The organism is Synechocystis sp. PCC 7339, from assembly GCF_019924095.1.
Lineage (GTDB): Bacteria > Cyanobacteriota > Cyanobacteriia > Cyanobacteriales > Microcystaceae > Synechocystis.
Genome location: NZ_CP063659.1, coordinates 1,019,011 through 1,035,143, shown reverse-complemented (window position 1 = coordinate 1,035,143; position 16,133 = coordinate 1,019,011). Strand labels below are relative to the sequence as shown.

The 16,133-nt window shown below is 50.0% G+C and carries 14 protein-coding genes and 1 pseudogene; 7 read left to right on the top strand and 8 right to left on the bottom strand.

Annotated elements, in window-relative coordinates:
• Positions 1 to 11 precede the first annotated feature (11 nt).
• The 4 genes from IQE94_RS04755 to IQE94_RS04740 all read right to left on the bottom strand — a co-directional run bounded on the left by IQE94_RS04755 (position 12) and on the right by IQE94_RS04740 (position 5,556).
• Positions 12 to 1,535 (bottom strand): NADH-quinone oxidoreductase subunit M, encoded by a 1,524-nt coding sequence (locus IQE94_RS04755; RefSeq protein WP_212716495.1) that lies wholly within the window; start codon positions 1,533 to 1,535, stop codon positions 12 to 14.
• A gap of 263 nt (positions 1,536 to 1,798) precedes the next feature.
• Positions 1,799 to 3,703 (bottom strand): NAD(P)H-quinone oxidoreductase subunit F, encoded by a 1,905-nt coding sequence (locus IQE94_RS04750; protein ID WP_212716493.1) that lies wholly within the window; start codon positions 3,701 to 3,703, stop codon positions 1,799 to 1,801.
• Between the two features lie 244 nt (positions 3,704 to 3,947).
• Positions 3,948 to 4,898, bottom strand: a complete 951-nt coding sequence (locus IQE94_RS04745; RefSeq protein WP_223342807.1) for a hypothetical protein — start codon at positions 4,896 to 4,898, stop codon at positions 3,948 to 3,950.
• A 352-nt stretch (positions 4,899 to 5,250) separates the two neighbouring features.
• Positions 5,251 to 5,556 (bottom strand): RNA-binding protein, encoded by a 306-nt coding sequence (locus tag IQE94_RS04740; protein WP_010874035.1) that lies wholly within the window; start codon positions 5,554 to 5,556, stop codon positions 5,251 to 5,253.
• Positions 5,557 to 5,862: 306 nt separating this feature from the next.
• Between IQE94_RS04740 and bchM the strand changes: the two genes are divergently transcribed.
• From bchM to queC, 3 genes and pseudogenes are all read left to right on the top strand, one after another.
• Positions 5,863 to 6,555, top strand: coding sequence for a magnesium protoporphyrin IX methyltransferase (bchM, locus tag IQE94_RS04735; protein ID WP_212716491.1), 693 nt, complete (start codon positions 5,863 to 5,865; stop codon positions 6,553 to 6,555).
• A 5-nt stretch (positions 6,556 to 6,560) separates the two neighbouring features.
• Positions 6,561 to 7,343, top strand: coding sequence for a 3-methyl-2-oxobutanoate hydroxymethyltransferase (gene panB, locus IQE94_RS04730; RefSeq protein WP_212716489.1), 783 nt, complete (start codon positions 6,561 to 6,563; stop codon positions 7,341 to 7,343).
• 76 nt (positions 7,344 to 7,419) lie between these two features.
• A pseudogene (queC, locus tag IQE94_RS04725) lies at positions 7,420 to 8,099 on the top strand (7-cyano-7-deazaguanine synthase QueC).
• Between the two features lie 6 nt (positions 8,100 to 8,105).
• Here queC and IQE94_RS18585 read toward each other — a convergent pair.
• Positions 8,106 to 8,237: a hypothetical protein gene (locus tag IQE94_RS18585; protein ID WP_255611358.1), complete on the bottom strand. Its 132-nt coding sequence runs from the start codon at positions 8,235 to 8,237 to the stop codon at positions 8,106 to 8,108.
• Between IQE94_RS18585 and IQE94_RS04720 the strand changes: the two genes are divergently transcribed.
• Positions 8,236 to 9,753: a UDP-N-acetylmuramoyl-L-alanyl-D-glutamate--2,6-diaminopimelate ligase gene (locus IQE94_RS04720; RefSeq protein WP_212716486.1), complete on the top strand. Its 1,518-nt coding sequence runs from the start codon at positions 8,236 to 8,238 to the stop codon at positions 9,751 to 9,753. The two genes, IQE94_RS18585 and IQE94_RS04720, sit on opposite strands and share 2 nt — an antisense overlap.
• A 144-nt stretch (positions 9,754 to 9,897) precedes the next feature.
• Here the strand turns inward: IQE94_RS04720 and IQE94_RS04715 are convergent, their stop codons facing one another.
• Both IQE94_RS04715 and IQE94_RS18580 read right to left on the bottom strand, forming a co-directional pair.
• Entirely contained in the window at positions 9,898 to 11,562 is a 1,665-nt protein-coding gene (locus tag IQE94_RS04715; protein ID WP_212716484.1) for an MBL fold metallo-hydrolase, read from the bottom strand.
• A 70-nt stretch (positions 11,563 to 11,632) separates the two neighbouring features.
• A complete protein-coding gene (locus IQE94_RS18580; protein WP_255512817.1) occupies positions 11,633 to 11,755 on the bottom strand; it encodes a hypothetical protein in 123 nt (40 codons plus the stop codon).
• A 255-nt stretch (positions 11,756 to 12,010) separates the two neighbouring features.
• Here IQE94_RS18580 and IQE94_RS04710 point away from each other — a divergent pair, with 255 nt between their 5' ends.
• The 3 genes from IQE94_RS04710 to IQE94_RS04700 are packed head-to-tail and all read left to right on the top strand — an operon-like array spanning position 12,011 to position 15,186.
• Positions 12,011 to 13,276: an ABC transporter substrate-binding protein gene (locus tag IQE94_RS04710; RefSeq protein ID WP_212716483.1), complete on the top strand. Its 1,266-nt coding sequence runs from the start codon at positions 12,011 to 12,013 to the stop codon at positions 13,274 to 13,276.
• Positions 13,277 to 13,327: 51 nt separating this feature from the next.
• Positions 13,328 to 14,299, top strand: a complete 972-nt coding sequence (locus IQE94_RS04705; protein WP_255611357.1) for a carbohydrate ABC transporter permease — start codon at positions 13,328 to 13,330, stop codon at positions 14,297 to 14,299.
• A complete protein-coding gene (locus IQE94_RS04700; RefSeq protein ID WP_212716481.1) occupies positions 14,299 to 15,186 on the top strand; it encodes a carbohydrate ABC transporter permease in 888 nt (295 codons plus the stop codon). Before IQE94_RS04705 ends, IQE94_RS04700 begins: the two co-directional genes overlap by 1 nt.
• On the opposite strand, the gene IQE94_RS04695 is transcribed toward IQE94_RS04700, so the two are convergent.
• The gene (locus IQE94_RS04695) at positions 15,183 to 16,016 is read right to left on the bottom strand and encodes a squalene/phytoene synthase family protein (RefSeq protein ID WP_212716479.1); all 834 of its coding nucleotides are present in this window, start codon (positions 16,014 to 16,016) and stop codon (positions 15,183 to 15,185) included. The genes IQE94_RS04700 and IQE94_RS04695 overlap by 4 nt on opposite strands.
• Positions 16,017 to 16,133 lie beyond the last annotated feature (117 nt).

Genomic DNA, 16,133 nt, shown 5'->3' with positions numbered 1-16,133 from the left:
TTGCTAAAGCCCTACACTTCCCCCAGCTCCTTAACTTCAATTTCAATGCGGGGCGGGGCAGGCAGACTGACCAAATCCGGATGTCCGGTCAGCAAAACAGCAGTTTGGGGTTCACTCCACTTGGTTAGCCAATGGGGTTGGATGCCCAAAACAATGATAACCACCGCCAAGGCGATCGCCGGAATTTGTTCCTGCCAACGCACCTTGGGTAAATGGGACAGCTCCATGGTCAGACGGCCAAAGAAAACTCGATTAATCATTAAAAGGAAATAAACCGCCGTTAAACCACTACCAATTAGACACAGTAGGGTTTGCACTGGAAAAATCGGAAAACTGCCCCGGAATACTAAAAATTCGGCAATAAAGCCCACCATGCCTGGAATACCAGCGCTGGCCATGACACCGAGAATCATCAAACTGCCGGTAATGGGTAAGCCCCGTTCTGGAGTTAACAATCCTTGTAACTTGTCTACGTCCCGACTGCCGGTCTTTTTATATACCACCCCTACCAAAAGAAACAATAGGGCAGAAATAATGCCATGGCTGACCATCTGGGCTGAGGCAGCGGTCACACTTAAGCGGGTAGTGGCGGCGGCGGCCAGGAGGATATAACCCATGTGGGCGATGGAAGAATATGCCACCACTTTTTTCATATCTTTTTGGGCGATCGCACAGGAAGCGCCATAGAGGGCACTGATGGCCGCTATGGTCGCTAAATAGGGGGCAAATTCCACCCAGGCTTCCAAATACAACCCCACCCCAAAACGCAGCAAACCGTAGGTGCCCAGTTTTAGTAAAACCCCTGCCAATAATACAGAAACAGGTGTAGAGGCTTCCACGTGGGCATCCGGGAGCCAAGTGTGGAAAGGAAAAATAGGAATTTTAATACCCAAACCAAGCAGTAGGGGCAACAATAGCAACATTTGGGTTTTCACCGGCAGGGCATCGGCCAAGCTGGGGTCGTAGTCAAAATTAGGCGCTTTGGTCAGCCAAAACCAGCCGAGGAAGGACACTAACACTAAAAAGCCAGAGAGGGCAGTGTAAAGTAAAAACTTCATAGCTGCATAACCCCGTCTTTGTCCTCCCCAAATGGCAATGAGAAAATAGAGGGGAATAATTTCCAACTCAAAAAAGAGGAAAAATAGAAGCAAATCCTGGGCTAAAAATGCACCAGCGACCCCACCGCTGAGCAGTAATAACAAAGCATAGTAAAACCTTGGTCTCTCTAGGTTGAGATTAGTACTAAAAATGGAAATTAAAACCAAACTGCTGTTTAGTAATAACAGGGGCAAGGATAATCCGTCCACCCCCAGGTGATAATTCAGACCCAAACTAGGTAACCAGGGATAATACTCAACAAACTGCATCTGGGGATTGCTGAGGTCAAACTGCCAAGCTAACAACACACTAATGGCGGCCACCGCAGTCATTATTCCCAGGGCAATTTTGCGGGAGTAACAATCATTGCCAGGGTTGGGGATAATCGCAATCAGGATGGCTCCGAGGATGGGGCCCCAGATGAGAGCACTGAGCATAGGAGTATGGGGTTAATAAAGTTGGTTAAATCGTGGTTAGCTAAAAATATTGGGGAGAAAGTCTTAAATTGTACGCCCAATCCTATCCCTACATTCCTGGTCAGGGAAATCTGCGGGTCTAGTAGGGAGAGACGATTCAGGCATTTTTTGATCAAAAATTTAATTAAAAATTGTTCAATTAAAGTGGTCAAACAGATCGACAATAATCACATTTAGGTTGACTAAAATCAATTCAAGTAACATCAATCAACTTTATTTTGTGATCAAGGTGAAATGAACGATAGCCAACTGGCCCAATATTGACCGATCGCCGTCCATTGACCGCTGAGGGAAAACCAAATTAGCAGGGCTACCCCCACCAAAATGGTGAGCAGATAAAATTGGGACTGCCCGGTGACATTATATTTGAGGGCACTACCACTGAAAATGGTTACCAAACTGACTAGGTTTACTATGCCGTCGATCACATAACGATCAAACCAAGTACTGATTTTGGCGATCGCCGCCACCGCCGCCACCACCGTAGCGCCATAGATTTTGTCCAGGTAAACGTCGTAGGCAAACAAATCCTGCAGGAATCGCACCGGCAGTTGACTGGAACGGGATAGATTACGGCGCAGGGGCAATAAATTTCCCAACAAAATGCCCACAATACCGGCCCCTATCAGTAGGGGCATGGCTAATTGGGTAACTGGAGCTATTAAACCAAGGGGGGAAGCGGGGGATAACCAAAAGGGCCACTGTAGGGGAGCAATGGGGATCAAGAGAGTCATAATGATCAAGCTCACCATGGGTACGGCCATGGGCCAGGGAACTTCCGGCGCCCGACGGGTTTTGGGTTGGGGTTTACCCAAGAAAACCAAACGAAATACCCTGGTTAAATTGAGGGCAGAAAAGAGATTAACAAAGACTAATAAAGCCAATAGAGGCCAGCTTACCAACCAATCCCCACTAAACCATTTCTGCCAAGTCCAAAACATCCCCAGGGGAAAAACCGCCAACAATCCCGCAGAACCTACCACAAAGGAAGTTGTGGTCACCGGCATGCGATTCCATAACCCCCCCATTTCAGTAATATTTTGACCGCTGGTGGTGAAAATAATCGAACCAATGCTCATAAATAGCAAAGCTTTGGCGATCGCATGGGTGAACAGCAACAAAAAGGCAATGTCCACCTGCCCCAAACCCACCGCAATAAACACTAGCCCTAGGTAAACACTGGTGGAGTGAGAAAGGGTTCGCTTAATGTCAATCTGGGCAATGGCAATCAACGAGGTCATCACCACGGTTAAGGTGCCCAACACAATTAGGGTCTTCGAAGCGATCGGGGAGAGGGTAAACACCGGCTGTAACTTAATCAGCACATAGGCACCGGCCGATACCACCACCGAATTACGCATAATGCCCGCCGGATTAGGGCCCTCCATGGCTTCATCTAACCAAAGATTGAGGGGGAATTGGGCGCACTTGCCGGTGGGGCCAGCAATTAAGGATAGTCCCAACAAAGTCGCGGTGATGCCGGTTACTGGCACCGTATTAGCCCAGTTATCCAACTGAGAAAAAGTCAAACCCTGGCCATAGCTAGAGAGAGCCACCACCCCCATGAGGAGAATAATATCCCCCACCCGTTTGGTTAAAAAAGCATCCCGGGCCGCTGTGACCACCAAGGGCTGGGCATACCAAAAACCTACCAGGAGATAGGTGGAAAGGGTCAACATTTCCAACAGGCCATAGCTTAAAAATAGGGAGTCACTCAGAGCGATGCCCCCCAATGCCGCCTCAAAAAAGCCCAATAGTCCATAAAATCTGGCTAAGGACCAATCCTTTTCCATGTAGCCGAGACCAAAAATCTGCACCAAAAAACTGATGCCGGTCACTACTGATAAGGCCCCTAGGCTAACCGGAGAAATCTCCACCGCCAAGATGAGGTCTAAATCCGCCACTTGGAGCCAATGGAAAATAATTTGTTCGCTCGGTCTTTGCCAAATTGCTGAAAGGGCCACCATGCCATGGAGGGCGGAAACCAAGGTCATGAAGATGTTGAAGTAGGCCGCTGGTCGAGGCCCCGTTTGTCTAATTAATCGAAACGACCAGGGCAGGGTAAGGATCGACCCAATCAGACCATAAAAAGGAATAAACCAACTACTTTGTAAAAGAAAATCGGACATTGAGCTTGGGATTGCGAGGAATTTTCGCCTAGGGTTCGCAAAAAATAGGCAATTTGTGATCAGATTTTACGCTATCGTCGCCTCAATTCTCATTTTGGCGATCACCGTTGTCAGTCCGGCGGCGCTTTTAATCTCCTCGTCTAACTATGCAGGCAAACATTAGCTTTATAGATCACTTGAGTTAAATAAGGGTCTGGCCCTGGAACCCATTCCGGTTTTCCTAGACCCAAAGCAGAAAGAACTCCTAAGCCTCCGGTGGAGTTGTTTTTCCTTTGGTTTTAGACTTAGGAGTTTTAGTCGTCTTGGGGGTTTTCGTAGTTTTTGCTTTAGCCGTGGAAGTCGTTTTTTTTGTTTCCGGCTCCTTTGGTAACTCCGGCTCTGGGGATAGCTCCAATTCAACTACCGTTTCCACTGGCGGGTTAGGAGACTCTTCCTCTAAAGAGGCTGGCACAGAGGGGGGTTGGCGATCGCCATTGTCATGACTAAGCTCCCCTGCTGGTAATTGCTCAGTTGCTCCCTGGTCTAGGGTTTCCGGGGATTTCAGGTCGTTCCCCTGTTTCTCCCCTTTGGGGCCATGCTCAGACTTTTTCTCAGGACTGTCGGGGTTGAAAGGAGTCTTTTTAACTCGCCGGGGGGTTTGTTCTACCGGATCGGCAATCTGTTCCACAAAACCAAAACAGTTCCTTTGGGGAATCAAGCGAGCCAAAATTTGATAAAACTTGGGACGCTCCTCCGAATCCTTGCGAAAACGGTAGGGGGGCTGGTCGCTCCAAATTAAGGGCAAATGCTGATTATTGGGACGATTTTCATAACTCTTGAGCTCGTTGCGATAAACACTAAAAACCGGTCGGCGACATTGGGGAATGAATTGCCACACTCCCCGTAAAACAAAAATACCAGGATCACTTTTCTCGTGTTGCTCCGTGCCCATCCAGACCACTTTAAAGCTCAGCCCTTCTCCTTTCGACTGGGGATAGCACTTAATCCAAGCTAACTTTCCCTCCAGGGCTGCCGCCACGGCAATGGCTCGACGGGGTAAATATAGGGTAAAACTAGCATCCCGAATTTGTACGTAATATCGTTCTTCTCCCTTCCTTACCACCCCCCGCAACCAACCGATCGCCTGGTAATAGTTTTTAGCGGTAGTATCTAGAGTAGTGTTGGCTGGGGCTTCGGGAATCAGCCCATCTGCCACGGCCGTATTCGTTTCTAAAGGGTCAGTTTCGGGAGTTTTTTGGGGCGGCTTGGGGGGGTGGGTTGCATAGTATTAACAATCTTGGACGCTCGGTAAACACTGAATCCAGTGTCTGAATTAGTATGAGTGACAATTACCCCCAAGGCAAGGGGCGGCGGGATGACAAAGTCGGGCAAAAATGCCCTTGCAACTAGAAAAACTAAAGGGTTCCGGCCATATGGCAAGAACCCCTAGGTTGAGTTAATTTAGGCGACAATGAGAACAGGATTTAGCCTGAATTCCCATTGAGAATATGTCAACTCAAGACAATTTCATTAATGGAATGAAACTATGGTGAATGAGAAATTAAGCCTTAGTAGCGGCTACCGCCATAACTTTTGCGACCACCACCAAAGGAACCACCGCCACTGCGGTTTTCCCGGGGCTTGGCCTTATTGACCTTGAGGTCACGACCCATCCATTCCGCGCCGTCTAGGGCTTCAATGGCGGCCGTCTCTTCGGCGTCAGCTTCTAGCTCGACAAAACCGAAACCCCGCATACGGCCGGTTTCCCGGTCAGTGGGGAGTTGAACCCGCTTTACAGAACCATATTCAGCAAAAACCGCGGTTAAATCGGCTTCTGAAACGTCATAGGACAGGTTGCCTACATAAATTGACATGGATTTTCTCCAAAAACTGAGGGATATGTAGAGGGTGATTTCGGAGAAATGCCTGTCAATGGAAAAACGCGAAAAACCGTTAATACTAGAAACAAATGCTACCAACCGATCATTACTCTATGAAAGCATAGTAACACGTTGTCCCCTCAGCCGGTGATTTTGGGTCTGGGATTCCTGACACGGAACCAAGCAAACTCACCCCCCAGACTAACCAAAAAAGAATGGTACCATTGCTTAGACGGCTCGTGCCCTTAGCTTATAACAACCTCTACCTATACCTATTTAAATTTTCGAGCTTAGCTTTCCATGACCAACGCCGCCCTAGACGATAAAACCATCGTTCGTGACTATTTCAATTCCACCGGCTTTGACCGTTGGCGCCGGATATATGGCGACGGACAAGTTAACTTTGTGCAAAAGGACATCCGGGTAGGTCATCAGCAAACCGTTGATGCGGTGGTGTCCTGGCTGGGAGCAGACGGGAATTTGCCTGGTTTATTGGTTTGTGATGCGGGTTGTGGGGTCGGTAGCCTGAGTATTCCTTTGGCCCAAGCGGGGGCATTGGTCTATGGCAGTGATATTTCCGAAAAAATGGTTGGAGAAGCCCAACAAAAAGCCCAGCAAGTTTTGTCCTATGGCAATCAACCGACTTTTATGACCCAGGATTTGGCCCAGTTGGGGGGCAAATATGACACAGTGATCTGCTTGGATGTATTAATTCACTACCCAACCCAGGAAGCGGCCGCCATGATTACCCATTTAGCTTCCCTGGCCGATCGCCGTTTGATTTTAAGCTTTGCACCGAAAACCTTGAGCTTAACTGTGCTGAAAAAAATTGGCGGACTGTTCCCGGGGCCCAGTAAGACCACCAGGGCCTATCAACATAAAGAGGCGGATATCCGTTCCATCCTCGAGAAAAACGGCCTTGCCATTGCCCGCACTGGTATGACCAGTACCCGTTTCTACTATTCCCGTATTTTAGAAGCGGTGCGTTCCTAGTTCCCATGGCCATTACCCCTAACCAATTGTTGGATTGGAAGCGTCAACAACGGCCCATTGTGGCCCTCACTGCCTGGGATACGGCAATCGCCTCGGTGCTAGATGCGGCGGGGGTGGAGATTATCCTGGTGGGGGATTCCCTTGGCATGGTGGCCCTGGGCTACGACACCACTCTGCCGGTGAGTTTGGATACCATGATTCACCATACGGCGGCGGTAAAAAGGGGAGTACAAAGAGCATTGGTCGTCTGTGACCTGCCTTTTTTGACCTATCAGGAGAGTGCGGCCCAGGCCATGGGGTCAGCGGGGCGGATTTTACGAGAAACCGGCGCCCAGGCAGTGAAATTAGAAGGAGGCTACCCCCGCATGGTGGAAACGGTGGCCCGGCTGACGGAAGTGGGCATTCCGGTGATGGGTCATGTGGGCCTAACGCCCCAATCAGTCCATCAGTTGGGTTATCGGCAACAGGGGCAAGACCCGGCAGCGGCGGAGAAAATTCGTTATCAGGCGATCGCCTTGGCAGAAGCCGGTGTATTTGCGATTGTTTTAGAACATATTCCCGGTGATTTGGCGGCCAGTATTACCGAGCAGTTGCCCATTCCCACCATTGGCATCGGGGCAGGGCCCCACTGTGACGGCCAGGTGTTGGTGACGGCGGATTTACTCGGCTTGACAGTGAAACAACCCCCCTTTGCTCCGGCCTACGTGAATTTACGACATACGATTACGGAAACAGTGCATAAATTCAGTGGGGAAGTGCGGCAAAGACAATTTCCTCGGCGGGGTTAGGGTACAAACTAAAACTTTGCCAACCGACTTCCAAGGCTCTAGCAACGACCACAACCGATTGACTGCCGAAAAATCCATGACCAAAACTGCTGTTGTTTTACTATCCGGAGGACTAGATTCCGCCACCGTAGCGGCGATCGCTCAACAACAAGGGTACCGAGTTATTGCCCTGTCCTTTAACTATGGCCAACGCCATGACCGGGAATTGCAGGCGGCGCAAGACATTGTCCAAGCCTTGGTAATCCCAGAGCATTTCAGCATTGACCTAGACCTGGCCCAGTGGGGGGGTCTTCCCTCACCGATCACCAACAAGCCTTGCCCCAGGCAGGGGTAGAGCCGGATCTTATCCCTTCCACCTATGTGCCAGGGCGTAACACGGCATTCATTGCCCTGGGTTTGTCCCTTGCCGAAGCCAAGGGCGCCGAAGCGGTATTTTTGGGCATCAATGCCATTGACTATTCGGGCTATCCTGACTGCCGTCCCGAATATTTAGCCACCTATCAACAATTAGCGGCTCTATCTTCCAAAGTGGGGGTGGAAGGGCGGCCCATTCAATTGCTGGCTCCCCTAATTGAATTGAGCAAAGTTGACATTGTCCATAAAGCCCTGGAGTTGGGGGTACCCATTGCCCAAACTTGGTCCTGCTATGCCGGGGGAGCAGAACCCTGTGGCCGCTGTGACTCCTGCCGCCTGAGAGATCAAGCCTTAATTGAAGCGGGGCATCCAGAACTGGCCAGTGCCCAGGGTCCCCGTTGACCTTGATCAGGCGATCGCCATGGCATAAGCTGTCCTAAACAGTTGAAAAATTAGTACGCCAGCAGCTAACCTCCGTTGGAACATCTCGGGTATATTGACCTTCATTGACGGCAGATTTGATTGGGGAAAAACAACCATGGTTAAGTTAGGGCAGTTATTGACATCGGTTCCAGAGGTGGTGGCCGCCGCCCCTTGGTTAACCCAGGAACCGGATCGTTACTCTGCCCTAGGGGAAATGGTGACGAGTTTATCTACCAATTCCCATGCCTGTCCCCCTGGTACTTTGTTCATTGGTATGCCGGGCACTAGGGTTGATGGAGGAGAGTTTTGGTCTGGGGCCCTGGACTCGGGGGCGATCGCCGCAGTGGTGAGTGAGAAGGCGTTGCAAAAATTTCCTCCCCAAAATGGAGAATGCGTCATTGCCATGCCGGATTTAGTGCCGGTGTGTGCTGGCATTGCGGCGGCCTTTTACCAACATCCCGCCCAAACGTTGCAACTGGTGGGGGTAACGGGCACCAATGGCAAAACCACCACCAGCCATTTAATTGAATATTTCCTCAATCAACAACAAGAGTCCAGTGCTTTGTTGGGAACCCTCTACACTCGTTGGCCTGGTTACCAAAAGACCGCCACCCACACCACTCCCTTTGCGACGGATTTACAGAGACAATTGGCCGAAGCTCTCCAGGCGGGCAATCAATACGCCGTGATGGAAGTCAGTTCCCATGCCTTGGCCCAGGGTAGGGTTTTGCAATGTGGTTTTGCCTGTGCTGTATTTACCAATTTGACCCAGGATCATTTGGACTTCCACGGCACCATGGAAAATTATTTTGCCGCTAAGGCCCTGTTATTTGAGGGGCCATATCTCCAAGGCCGGGCGGTAATTAATAAAGATGACGTTTACGGCCAAAGGTTAATTGATCGCCTACCGTCGGAGCAGGTTTACACCTATAGCGTCAGCGATGCCAGCGCAGATTTTTACACCAAAGATTTGGACTATCAACCCATCGGCGTTCAAGGCACTATCGTCACGCCCCAGGGAGAATTACCATTCCAGTCTCCCCTGGTGGGACAATTTAACTTGGCCAATGTGCTGGCGGCGATCGCCAGTGGCCTCCATCTAGGGTTAGACCCGGCCGCCATGGTGAAGGACTTATTAGATTTTCCCGGAGTACCAGGGCGCATGGAGCAGGTAAAAATCCGCCCCGATCAAGATATTTCTGTGATGGTGGACTATGCTCACACCCCCGACAGTTTGGAAAATGCCCTCAAGGCCGCCCGCCCGTTCATTCCCGGCCGTCTGATCTGCGTATTCGGCTGTGGTGGCGATCGGGACCGTACCAAACGTCCTTTGATGGGGAATATTGCGGCCCAGTTGGCAGACCTAGCGGTGGTAACTTCCGATAATCCCCGCACCGAAGACCCCGAACAAATTTTGGCCGACGTGGTAAAGGGCATTAACTTAGAAATCAAACCCTGGATCATTGGCGATCGGGCCGCTGCCATCCATAAAGCGATCCGGGAAGCAAAACCGGGGGACGGGGTGTTAATTGCCGGCAAAGGCCACGAAGATTACCAAATCCTTGGCACGGAAAAAATCCACTTTGATGACCGGGAACAGGCCAGGGAGGCATTGATTTTGCGCTACAGCTAGCATGTCCTCACTGAAAAACGGTTAGCGAAGTTTCAGCTTACTTCTTCAATTGATCCACTAAAACTCTGGTAATTCTAGGGGAATTTCTCTAGTTTCCGTTCAAACTTGGGGGAACCGGGGGCGTATAAAATCCCCCCCAAAGAATCAAGTGCTTGTTGCCGACTGAAATACCGGGCAATGGCCATCGGCCCTCACCTCTAAACCCATCAGGGGAGAAGCAGGATTGCGACAATGGTGATGCTGAAAATGCCGACAGTTGGCACAGCAATCAAAATCAACCGGACGCTTTCTGGTTTGATTCTGTTTGAGCAGTTCCCTTTGGCTGATTCCCCTTAATACCAGTTCTTCTCCCTGCCAACGGGCTTGCACAATGCCAGTTTCGCCAAATTTCTCCCAACGGGAATTTTCCAGAATTTGCCCGTCTAAATGGATGACCACTTCCCCCAGGTGATGGATCTGCTTATTGAGTTCTAATTCGTGGATTTCTCCCTCGTAAATTTGGGGTGGCGGGGGAGTGGGTTGCACAAATCGATCGCCAATGGGCAGGGCCACCGCATTACCGGCGGCGGGGGAATGAAGTTGGTAACGACTTTGTAGTTCTTCTAAACTGGTGAGGTCTTCAATATCTGAAGGTTGCCCATGGACAAATACCAAATGTTGGGGACGGAGATTATGGATCAACTGGGTGGTGTTGCGGCCATCACTGTGGTCTGCCAACAGATAATCTTCAAGTTCATATTGGGGAAACTCCTCGAGGTCTTCCCAGGCAAAGTTCACCAAACAACTAGGTAAGGTTACCAACTGGGGCACAAACACCGTCCATAACCCCGTTAGGGCAGCGGGACTAGGCCAAAAAGCAGGCCACGTTGTGGTAACGACTATGGATGGCGTCGATAGGGTCAAATCCCCCTGGACCTCGGTGAGGGGGCGCAGATGGGGATAAACCTTGTCGTCCCAAAATAGGGGTTGGTGTTGGGCAAAATTGCGGACATTATCGGGGAGATAGTCAATGATTTCTTGGTAAGCATCGCAGACCCTGGCCACGGATTCCCCCGCCCAAAGGTCAACTTGGCGCCCGGTGAATTGATGGTGAGTCCGTAGTAACTTGAGAATTTCCTGGGCTAACCCCAAAGGAGGCACCGGCAGGAGAATATTTCTTCCCTTGGCTAGAACCGTTTTGATCGCCTGGATAAATTGCTTTTCCTGCTGACGACGGTGGGGTAAGCGGCGGTTGCCATACTGTCCTTCTAGGATCAGCACGTCCGGTTTGAGGCCCCGCAGGGTAGCTAAAGCTAAACCATCTACCAACTGGAGATGGGAAAGGCAATAATCCCCGGTATAAATCACCCGGTAAAGGCGATCTCCGTTATGGTATTCAAGCAAAATGAGGGCGGCCCCCGGTAAATGTCCCGCTGGCAATAATTCCACGGTGAGGCCTGGTAAAACCTCCTGGGGCGATCGCCAAGGTAAAACCCGACAAAAGGGGGGCACCGTCTCACCAGGCCAATTCAGAGGCAGTAACCGTTGGGTAATTTCACTGGCCAGAATGGGAATGTGGGGAAATTGTTGGTGAAATTGCCACAACCCCAGGGCATGGTCTCTATGGGCATGGCTGCAAAAAATGAGATCTACCGTCCCTGGCTCCGCCGCCAGCAATGGCGTTAAATCTTCTAAACCACAATCAAGCAGAATCCTGTAGGGCCCCAGATCTAATCCCAGACAAACCCCCCCATCCCAGTGACCCACTCCATAGGGAAGAAAAGATATACTGGCAAAGGTTTTGCCCTGGGTCGGCACGAAAAAAGTCATGGAAGCTCGGCAATCGGCCCTGGGGGCAAAGCAAAATCATTCACAATAACGGCGGAAGGCTGGTGGGAAACTAATGGGCCGAACCATTGCCATCATATTTATCCGTGTCGTAATAGCCATTCTTAGTGCCGAAAAATAAACAGGCCAGGGTGAATAAGGCTGTTAGACCAATCAAAATTAATTTGACATCCATAGAATTATGTCGGAAACAAAGCAAACATCGCCCCCATCGTAACTCGTTTCCCCTAGGGGAGGCAGAATTTTCCGGCCATTTCTTTCCCAGACCAAGGCAATGGGATTTTGAACGCCGCTAGCGACAGACTAAATAGTTAAACAGATCTATCTAATTTGACCCATACCAATTTTCAAGGCATGGTATAGGTGGAACTTTCCCACACCAAAGATATCGACTGCATCGATATTGAGTTGTTGCTTTACGGTTTTTGCGATGAAATTTTTTAAAATCACTATCCTGATGATTAGCCTGATTGTTCTTACCAGTTGTCAGGCCCCGGGGATCAATGGGGACGGAGACAGAAAGCAGGTGACCATTCTTGGGGTGATGATTGGGGAGCAACAGGAAAAAATTGAACGAGCCCTAGCGCCCTTTACCGAAGCCACCGGCATTGAAGTGGTTTATGAAGGCACCGATACCTTTGCCACCACCTTACCCATTCGGGTCGACTCCGGTCGGGCCCCTGATTTGGCCATGTTTCCCCAACCGGGATTAATGGCGGATTTTGCTAGAGAAGGAAAATTAGTTCCTCTGGGGGAAATTCTAACCTCGGAGGAAATGACAGAGGCCTATGGCCAGGCTTGGTTGGATTTAGCTTCCGTGGATGGCACCGTTTATGGGGTGTGGTATCGAGCTTCGGTGAAGAGTTTAGTCTGGTTCAATCCCCAGCAATTTGCCGCCCATGGTTATGAAGTTCCTGGCACTTGGGAGGAAATGATAGTCCTGAGCCAACAAATTATCGACGAAGGGAAAACCCCTTGGTGCCTGGGCATTGAAAGCGGAGATGCCACCGGTTGGGTGGGCACTGATTGGGTGGAAGATATCATGTTACGCACCGCCGGCCCGGCCACCTATGACCAGTGGGTGAATCATCAAATCCCCTTCAACGCCCCTGTAGTGCAGAATGCATTCAATGTCTTTGGGGAAATTGCCCAGAATGAAAAAATGATTTATGGCGGTAAGGTGGGGGCCCTGAGCACCCCTTTTGGGGACTCTATCCTAGGGCTATTTACCGATCCCCCCCATTGTTATCTGCATCGTCAAGGGAATTTTATTGCCGCGTTTTTGCCCCCCGATCTAAATCCAGCAGAGGTGGATGTGTTCCCCCTGCCCCCCATTGATCCGGCCTATGGGCTACCCATTTTAGTGGGAGGGGACATTTTTGCCATGTTTAATGATACGCCGGAAGCCAGGCAGTTGATGGCATATTTAGCTAGTGCCCAGCCCCATGAAGTAGCGGCTACGTTGGGAGCTTATATTTCTCCCCACAAAAATATTGACCTGAATCTCTATCCCGATCGCCTGACCCGTAAACAGGCGGAAATTTTGAGTAATGCCGAGGTGATTCGTTTTGATGCTTCCGATATGATGCCGGGGGCGGTGGGCACGGGGACGTTTTGGTCTGGCATGGTGGATTACATCGGTGGCACTGACAGTACCCAGGTTCTAGACACCATTGAAAGGAGTTGGCCCCGTTAGATGATGCCTTAGTTACTGCACCACCGTCGTTATTTGGAGGAAAAAAGAAACTTGTTTTATCGCGTTGTTAATGTTCTGTTGGCGATCGCCATTGGTTGTGGCGGGGTAATTGGTTTGTTGTATCTTGCTAACTACGCTATTAATGCCCTACCCAAACCTTGGAATCAAAGAATATTGCCCTGGATTTATGTGGCCCCGGCTTTACTATTTCTGTCGGCCTATCTAGTCTTGCCTACCCTGGAGACTATTTACCTCAGTTTTTTTGACGGACGATCAAAGAATTTTGTCGGGCTAGAAAACTATGTTTTTGCCTTCACAGACCACACCATGTTGGTGGCCTTCCGCAATAACTTACTCTGGTTAGTACTAGTTACAGGCATCAGTGTTAGTTTGGGATTAATTATTGCTGTCCTAGCGGATAAAGTCCGCTACGAAGCGATCGCCAAATCGATCATCTTTTTACCCATGGCCATTTCCTTTGTGGGGGCCAGCGTCATTTGGAAATTTGTCTATGCCTACAGACCAGCGGGAGCCGAACAAATCGGCCTGCTCAATGCCATTGTAACCAGTTTGGGCTTTGCCCCAGTGGGATGGTTGGTGGAGCGATCAGTGAACAACTTTGCCCTGATTGCCATTATGATTTGGCTCTACACCGGCTTTTGTATGGTTATTCTTTCGGCGGCGGTGAAGGGTATTCCCGCTGATGTCATTGAAGCGGCCAGGATTGACGGGGCGAACAGTTGGCAAATTTTTTGGCGCATTACCATTCCCATGATCCGCTCTACCCTGTTGGTAGTTAGTACTACAATGGTGATTTTAGTGCTAAAAGTCTTCGACATTGTTTTTGTCATGACCGGCGGCAACCAGGGCACGGAAGTAATTGCTAGTTTGATGATTAAAGAAATGTTTAACTATCGCAACTTTGGCCGGGGAAGTACCATTGCTGTCGTTTTGTTGCTGTTAATTGTGCCGGTGATGATCACCAATATTCGTCGTTTTAAAGCTCAGGAGAAATTACGTTAATGACTAAAGTTCATCAGAGAACGCATAAAACCAATCAAACCACTGATTTTTGGCGAAAACTCCCCATTCACATGGCCATTCTCTCCATTGCTTTCATTTGGACATTGCCTAGTTTGGGTCTATTCATCAGTTCCCTACGCCCCCGGGGGGATATGCTCAGCACCGGTTGGTGGACAGTATTTTGGCACCCCTTGGAAATTACCCAGTTTTATCTAGGCAACTATGGTGACGTTTTACGTTCCTCCGGCATGGGGGAAGCTTTTTTAAACAGTTTGACCATTGCCGTGCCGGCCACGGTGATTCCCATTGCCATTGCCACCTTTGCCGCCTATGCTTTCGCTTGGATGACTTTCCCTGGGCGACAATTACTATTTATTTTGGTGGTCTGCCTACTGGTGGTACCTTTACAAACCACCCTCATTCCCGTTTTGAGGGTCTATGCCCAATTGGGGTTAGCGGGTACGTTCCTTGGGGTTTGGCTAGCCCACACCGCCTATGGTTTACCCTTGGGAATTTACCTGTTACGCAACTACATTGGTGCTCTCCCCAAGGATTTAATTGAAGCGGCCGCAGTGGATGGTGCTTCCCATTTAAAAATTTTTACCAAGTTAATTGTGCCCCTCTCCATGCCGGCGATCGCCTCCTTTGCCGTGTTTCAATTCCTCTGGGTATGGAATGATTTATTGGTCGCCCTAGTTTACCTAGGAGGCACTGCCGACGTTGCTCCTGTTACCATTCAACTGAGTAATTTAGTCGGCTCCCGGGGACAGGATTGGTACTTGTTAACCGCTGGGGCTTTCATCAGCATGATCGTGCCTCTGGTGGTCTTCTTTGGTCTGCAACGGTACTTTGTGCGGGGCATTCTAGCGGGATCGGTTAAATCCTAGCTGGCAATGACCCGATTGACCAGAGCCATCACGTCACTGCGGCTGAGCTTTTCTTTACCCAGCGCCAACACATCCAAGGTGCCATAGGCTAGGGTGAGGGGAATTTTACAAAAATTGAGGGCCGGGCCGTGGGGCAAAGATTTGGTGTATTGATCCGCCAACGCCAAATTGTAACGGGCATACTTATGCATATCCGCCAGCTCCCAACCCTGGGGAAAAAAGCTTACCCCCCGGCGCTGGTCTTCCTTGTAGTTGCGGACAATGTTTACCGCCTGGAGCCCCCGACCAAAACCAATGGCATGGGAGCGGTTCGTTTGGGTGCCATCGTGCCAAGCCCACAGATCAGACAGGAGCAGACCTACGGCCCCAGCTACACTAAAAGTGTATTGATCTAACTCATTTTCCGTTTTGATTTGCCAGTTGTGGATTGCCCAAAAAGCCATTCGGTCCGACATAGCCGCCGTTGCATCCCACACCCTGGGGGCAATGGTTTCGGGGGCCAACAGGGCCCATTCCCCCACCCTTAAAGTTACCTCCGGCAACAGGTTGCAATACGAATCTAATCCCCGGATAAAATCGTCGCTGTGGGAGTTTTCCGTCGCACTCTGGAGATTGAGACTAATCTGATTGAGAATTCTCGCTTTTGTCTCAGCATCGAGGTCGGGATGGTCTTCCACTTCATCGATCGCCCGCATACAAAGGTAGGCAGAAGCCACTGCATCGAGAAGCTGATCAGGCAAAATGCTAATGGGAATGTAGAATGTCCGACTGGTTTCTTGCAAAACCTTAAGGGCATTACGACGTAGGCTCATGCGATCAACTCCTGACACCAAAAATTTAAGCGGACTCTCAACTTACCTATTCAGATCTGCAATGCTAGGCAATAGGTTCCAGTGGGGACGGGGGAAGTTTTTGGTCATCCCATAACCCCCAGATCCTACTATCTT

Excerpts from the sequence above, each read along its gene's own strand:
- IQE94_RS04755 (WP_212716495.1), bottom strand. The coding sequence starts at position 1,535 with ATGCTCAGTGCTCTCATCTGGGGCCCCATCCTCGGAGCCATCCTGATT.
- IQE94_RS04750 (WP_212716493.1), bottom strand. The coding sequence starts at position 3,703 with ATGTCCGATTTTCTTTTACAAAGTAGTTGGTTTATTCCTTTTTATGGT.
- IQE94_RS04740 (WP_010874035.1), bottom strand. The coding sequence starts at position 5,556 with ATGTCAATTTATGTAGGCAACCTGTCCTATGACGTTTCAGAAGCCGAT.
- bchM (WP_212716491.1), top strand. The coding sequence starts at position 5,863 with ATGACCAACGCCGCCCTAGACGATAAAACCATCGTTCGTGACTATTTC.
- panB (WP_212716489.1), top strand. The coding sequence starts at position 6,561 with ATGGCCATTACCCCTAACCAATTGTTGGATTGGAAGCGTCAACAACGG.
- IQE94_RS04720 (WP_212716486.1), top strand. The coding sequence starts at position 8,236 with ATGGTTAAGTTAGGGCAGTTATTGACATCGGTTCCAGAGGTGGTGGCC.
- IQE94_RS18585 (WP_255611358.1), bottom strand. The coding sequence starts at position 8,237 with ATGGTTGTTTTTCCCCAATCAAATCTGCCGTCAATGAAGGTCAATATA.
- IQE94_RS04715 (WP_212716484.1), bottom strand. The coding sequence starts at position 11,562 with ATGACTTTTTTCGTGCCGACCCAGGGCAAAACCTTTGCCAGTATATCT.
- IQE94_RS18580 (WP_255512817.1), bottom strand. The coding sequence starts at position 11,755 with ATGGATGTCAAATTAATTTTGATTGGTCTAACAGCCTTATTCACCCTG.
- IQE94_RS04710 (WP_212716483.1), top strand. The coding sequence starts at position 12,011 with ATGAAATTTTTTAAAATCACTATCCTGATGATTAGCCTGATTGTTCTT.
- IQE94_RS04700 (WP_212716481.1), top strand. The coding sequence starts at position 14,299 with ATGACTAAAGTTCATCAGAGAACGCATAAAACCAATCAAACCACTGAT.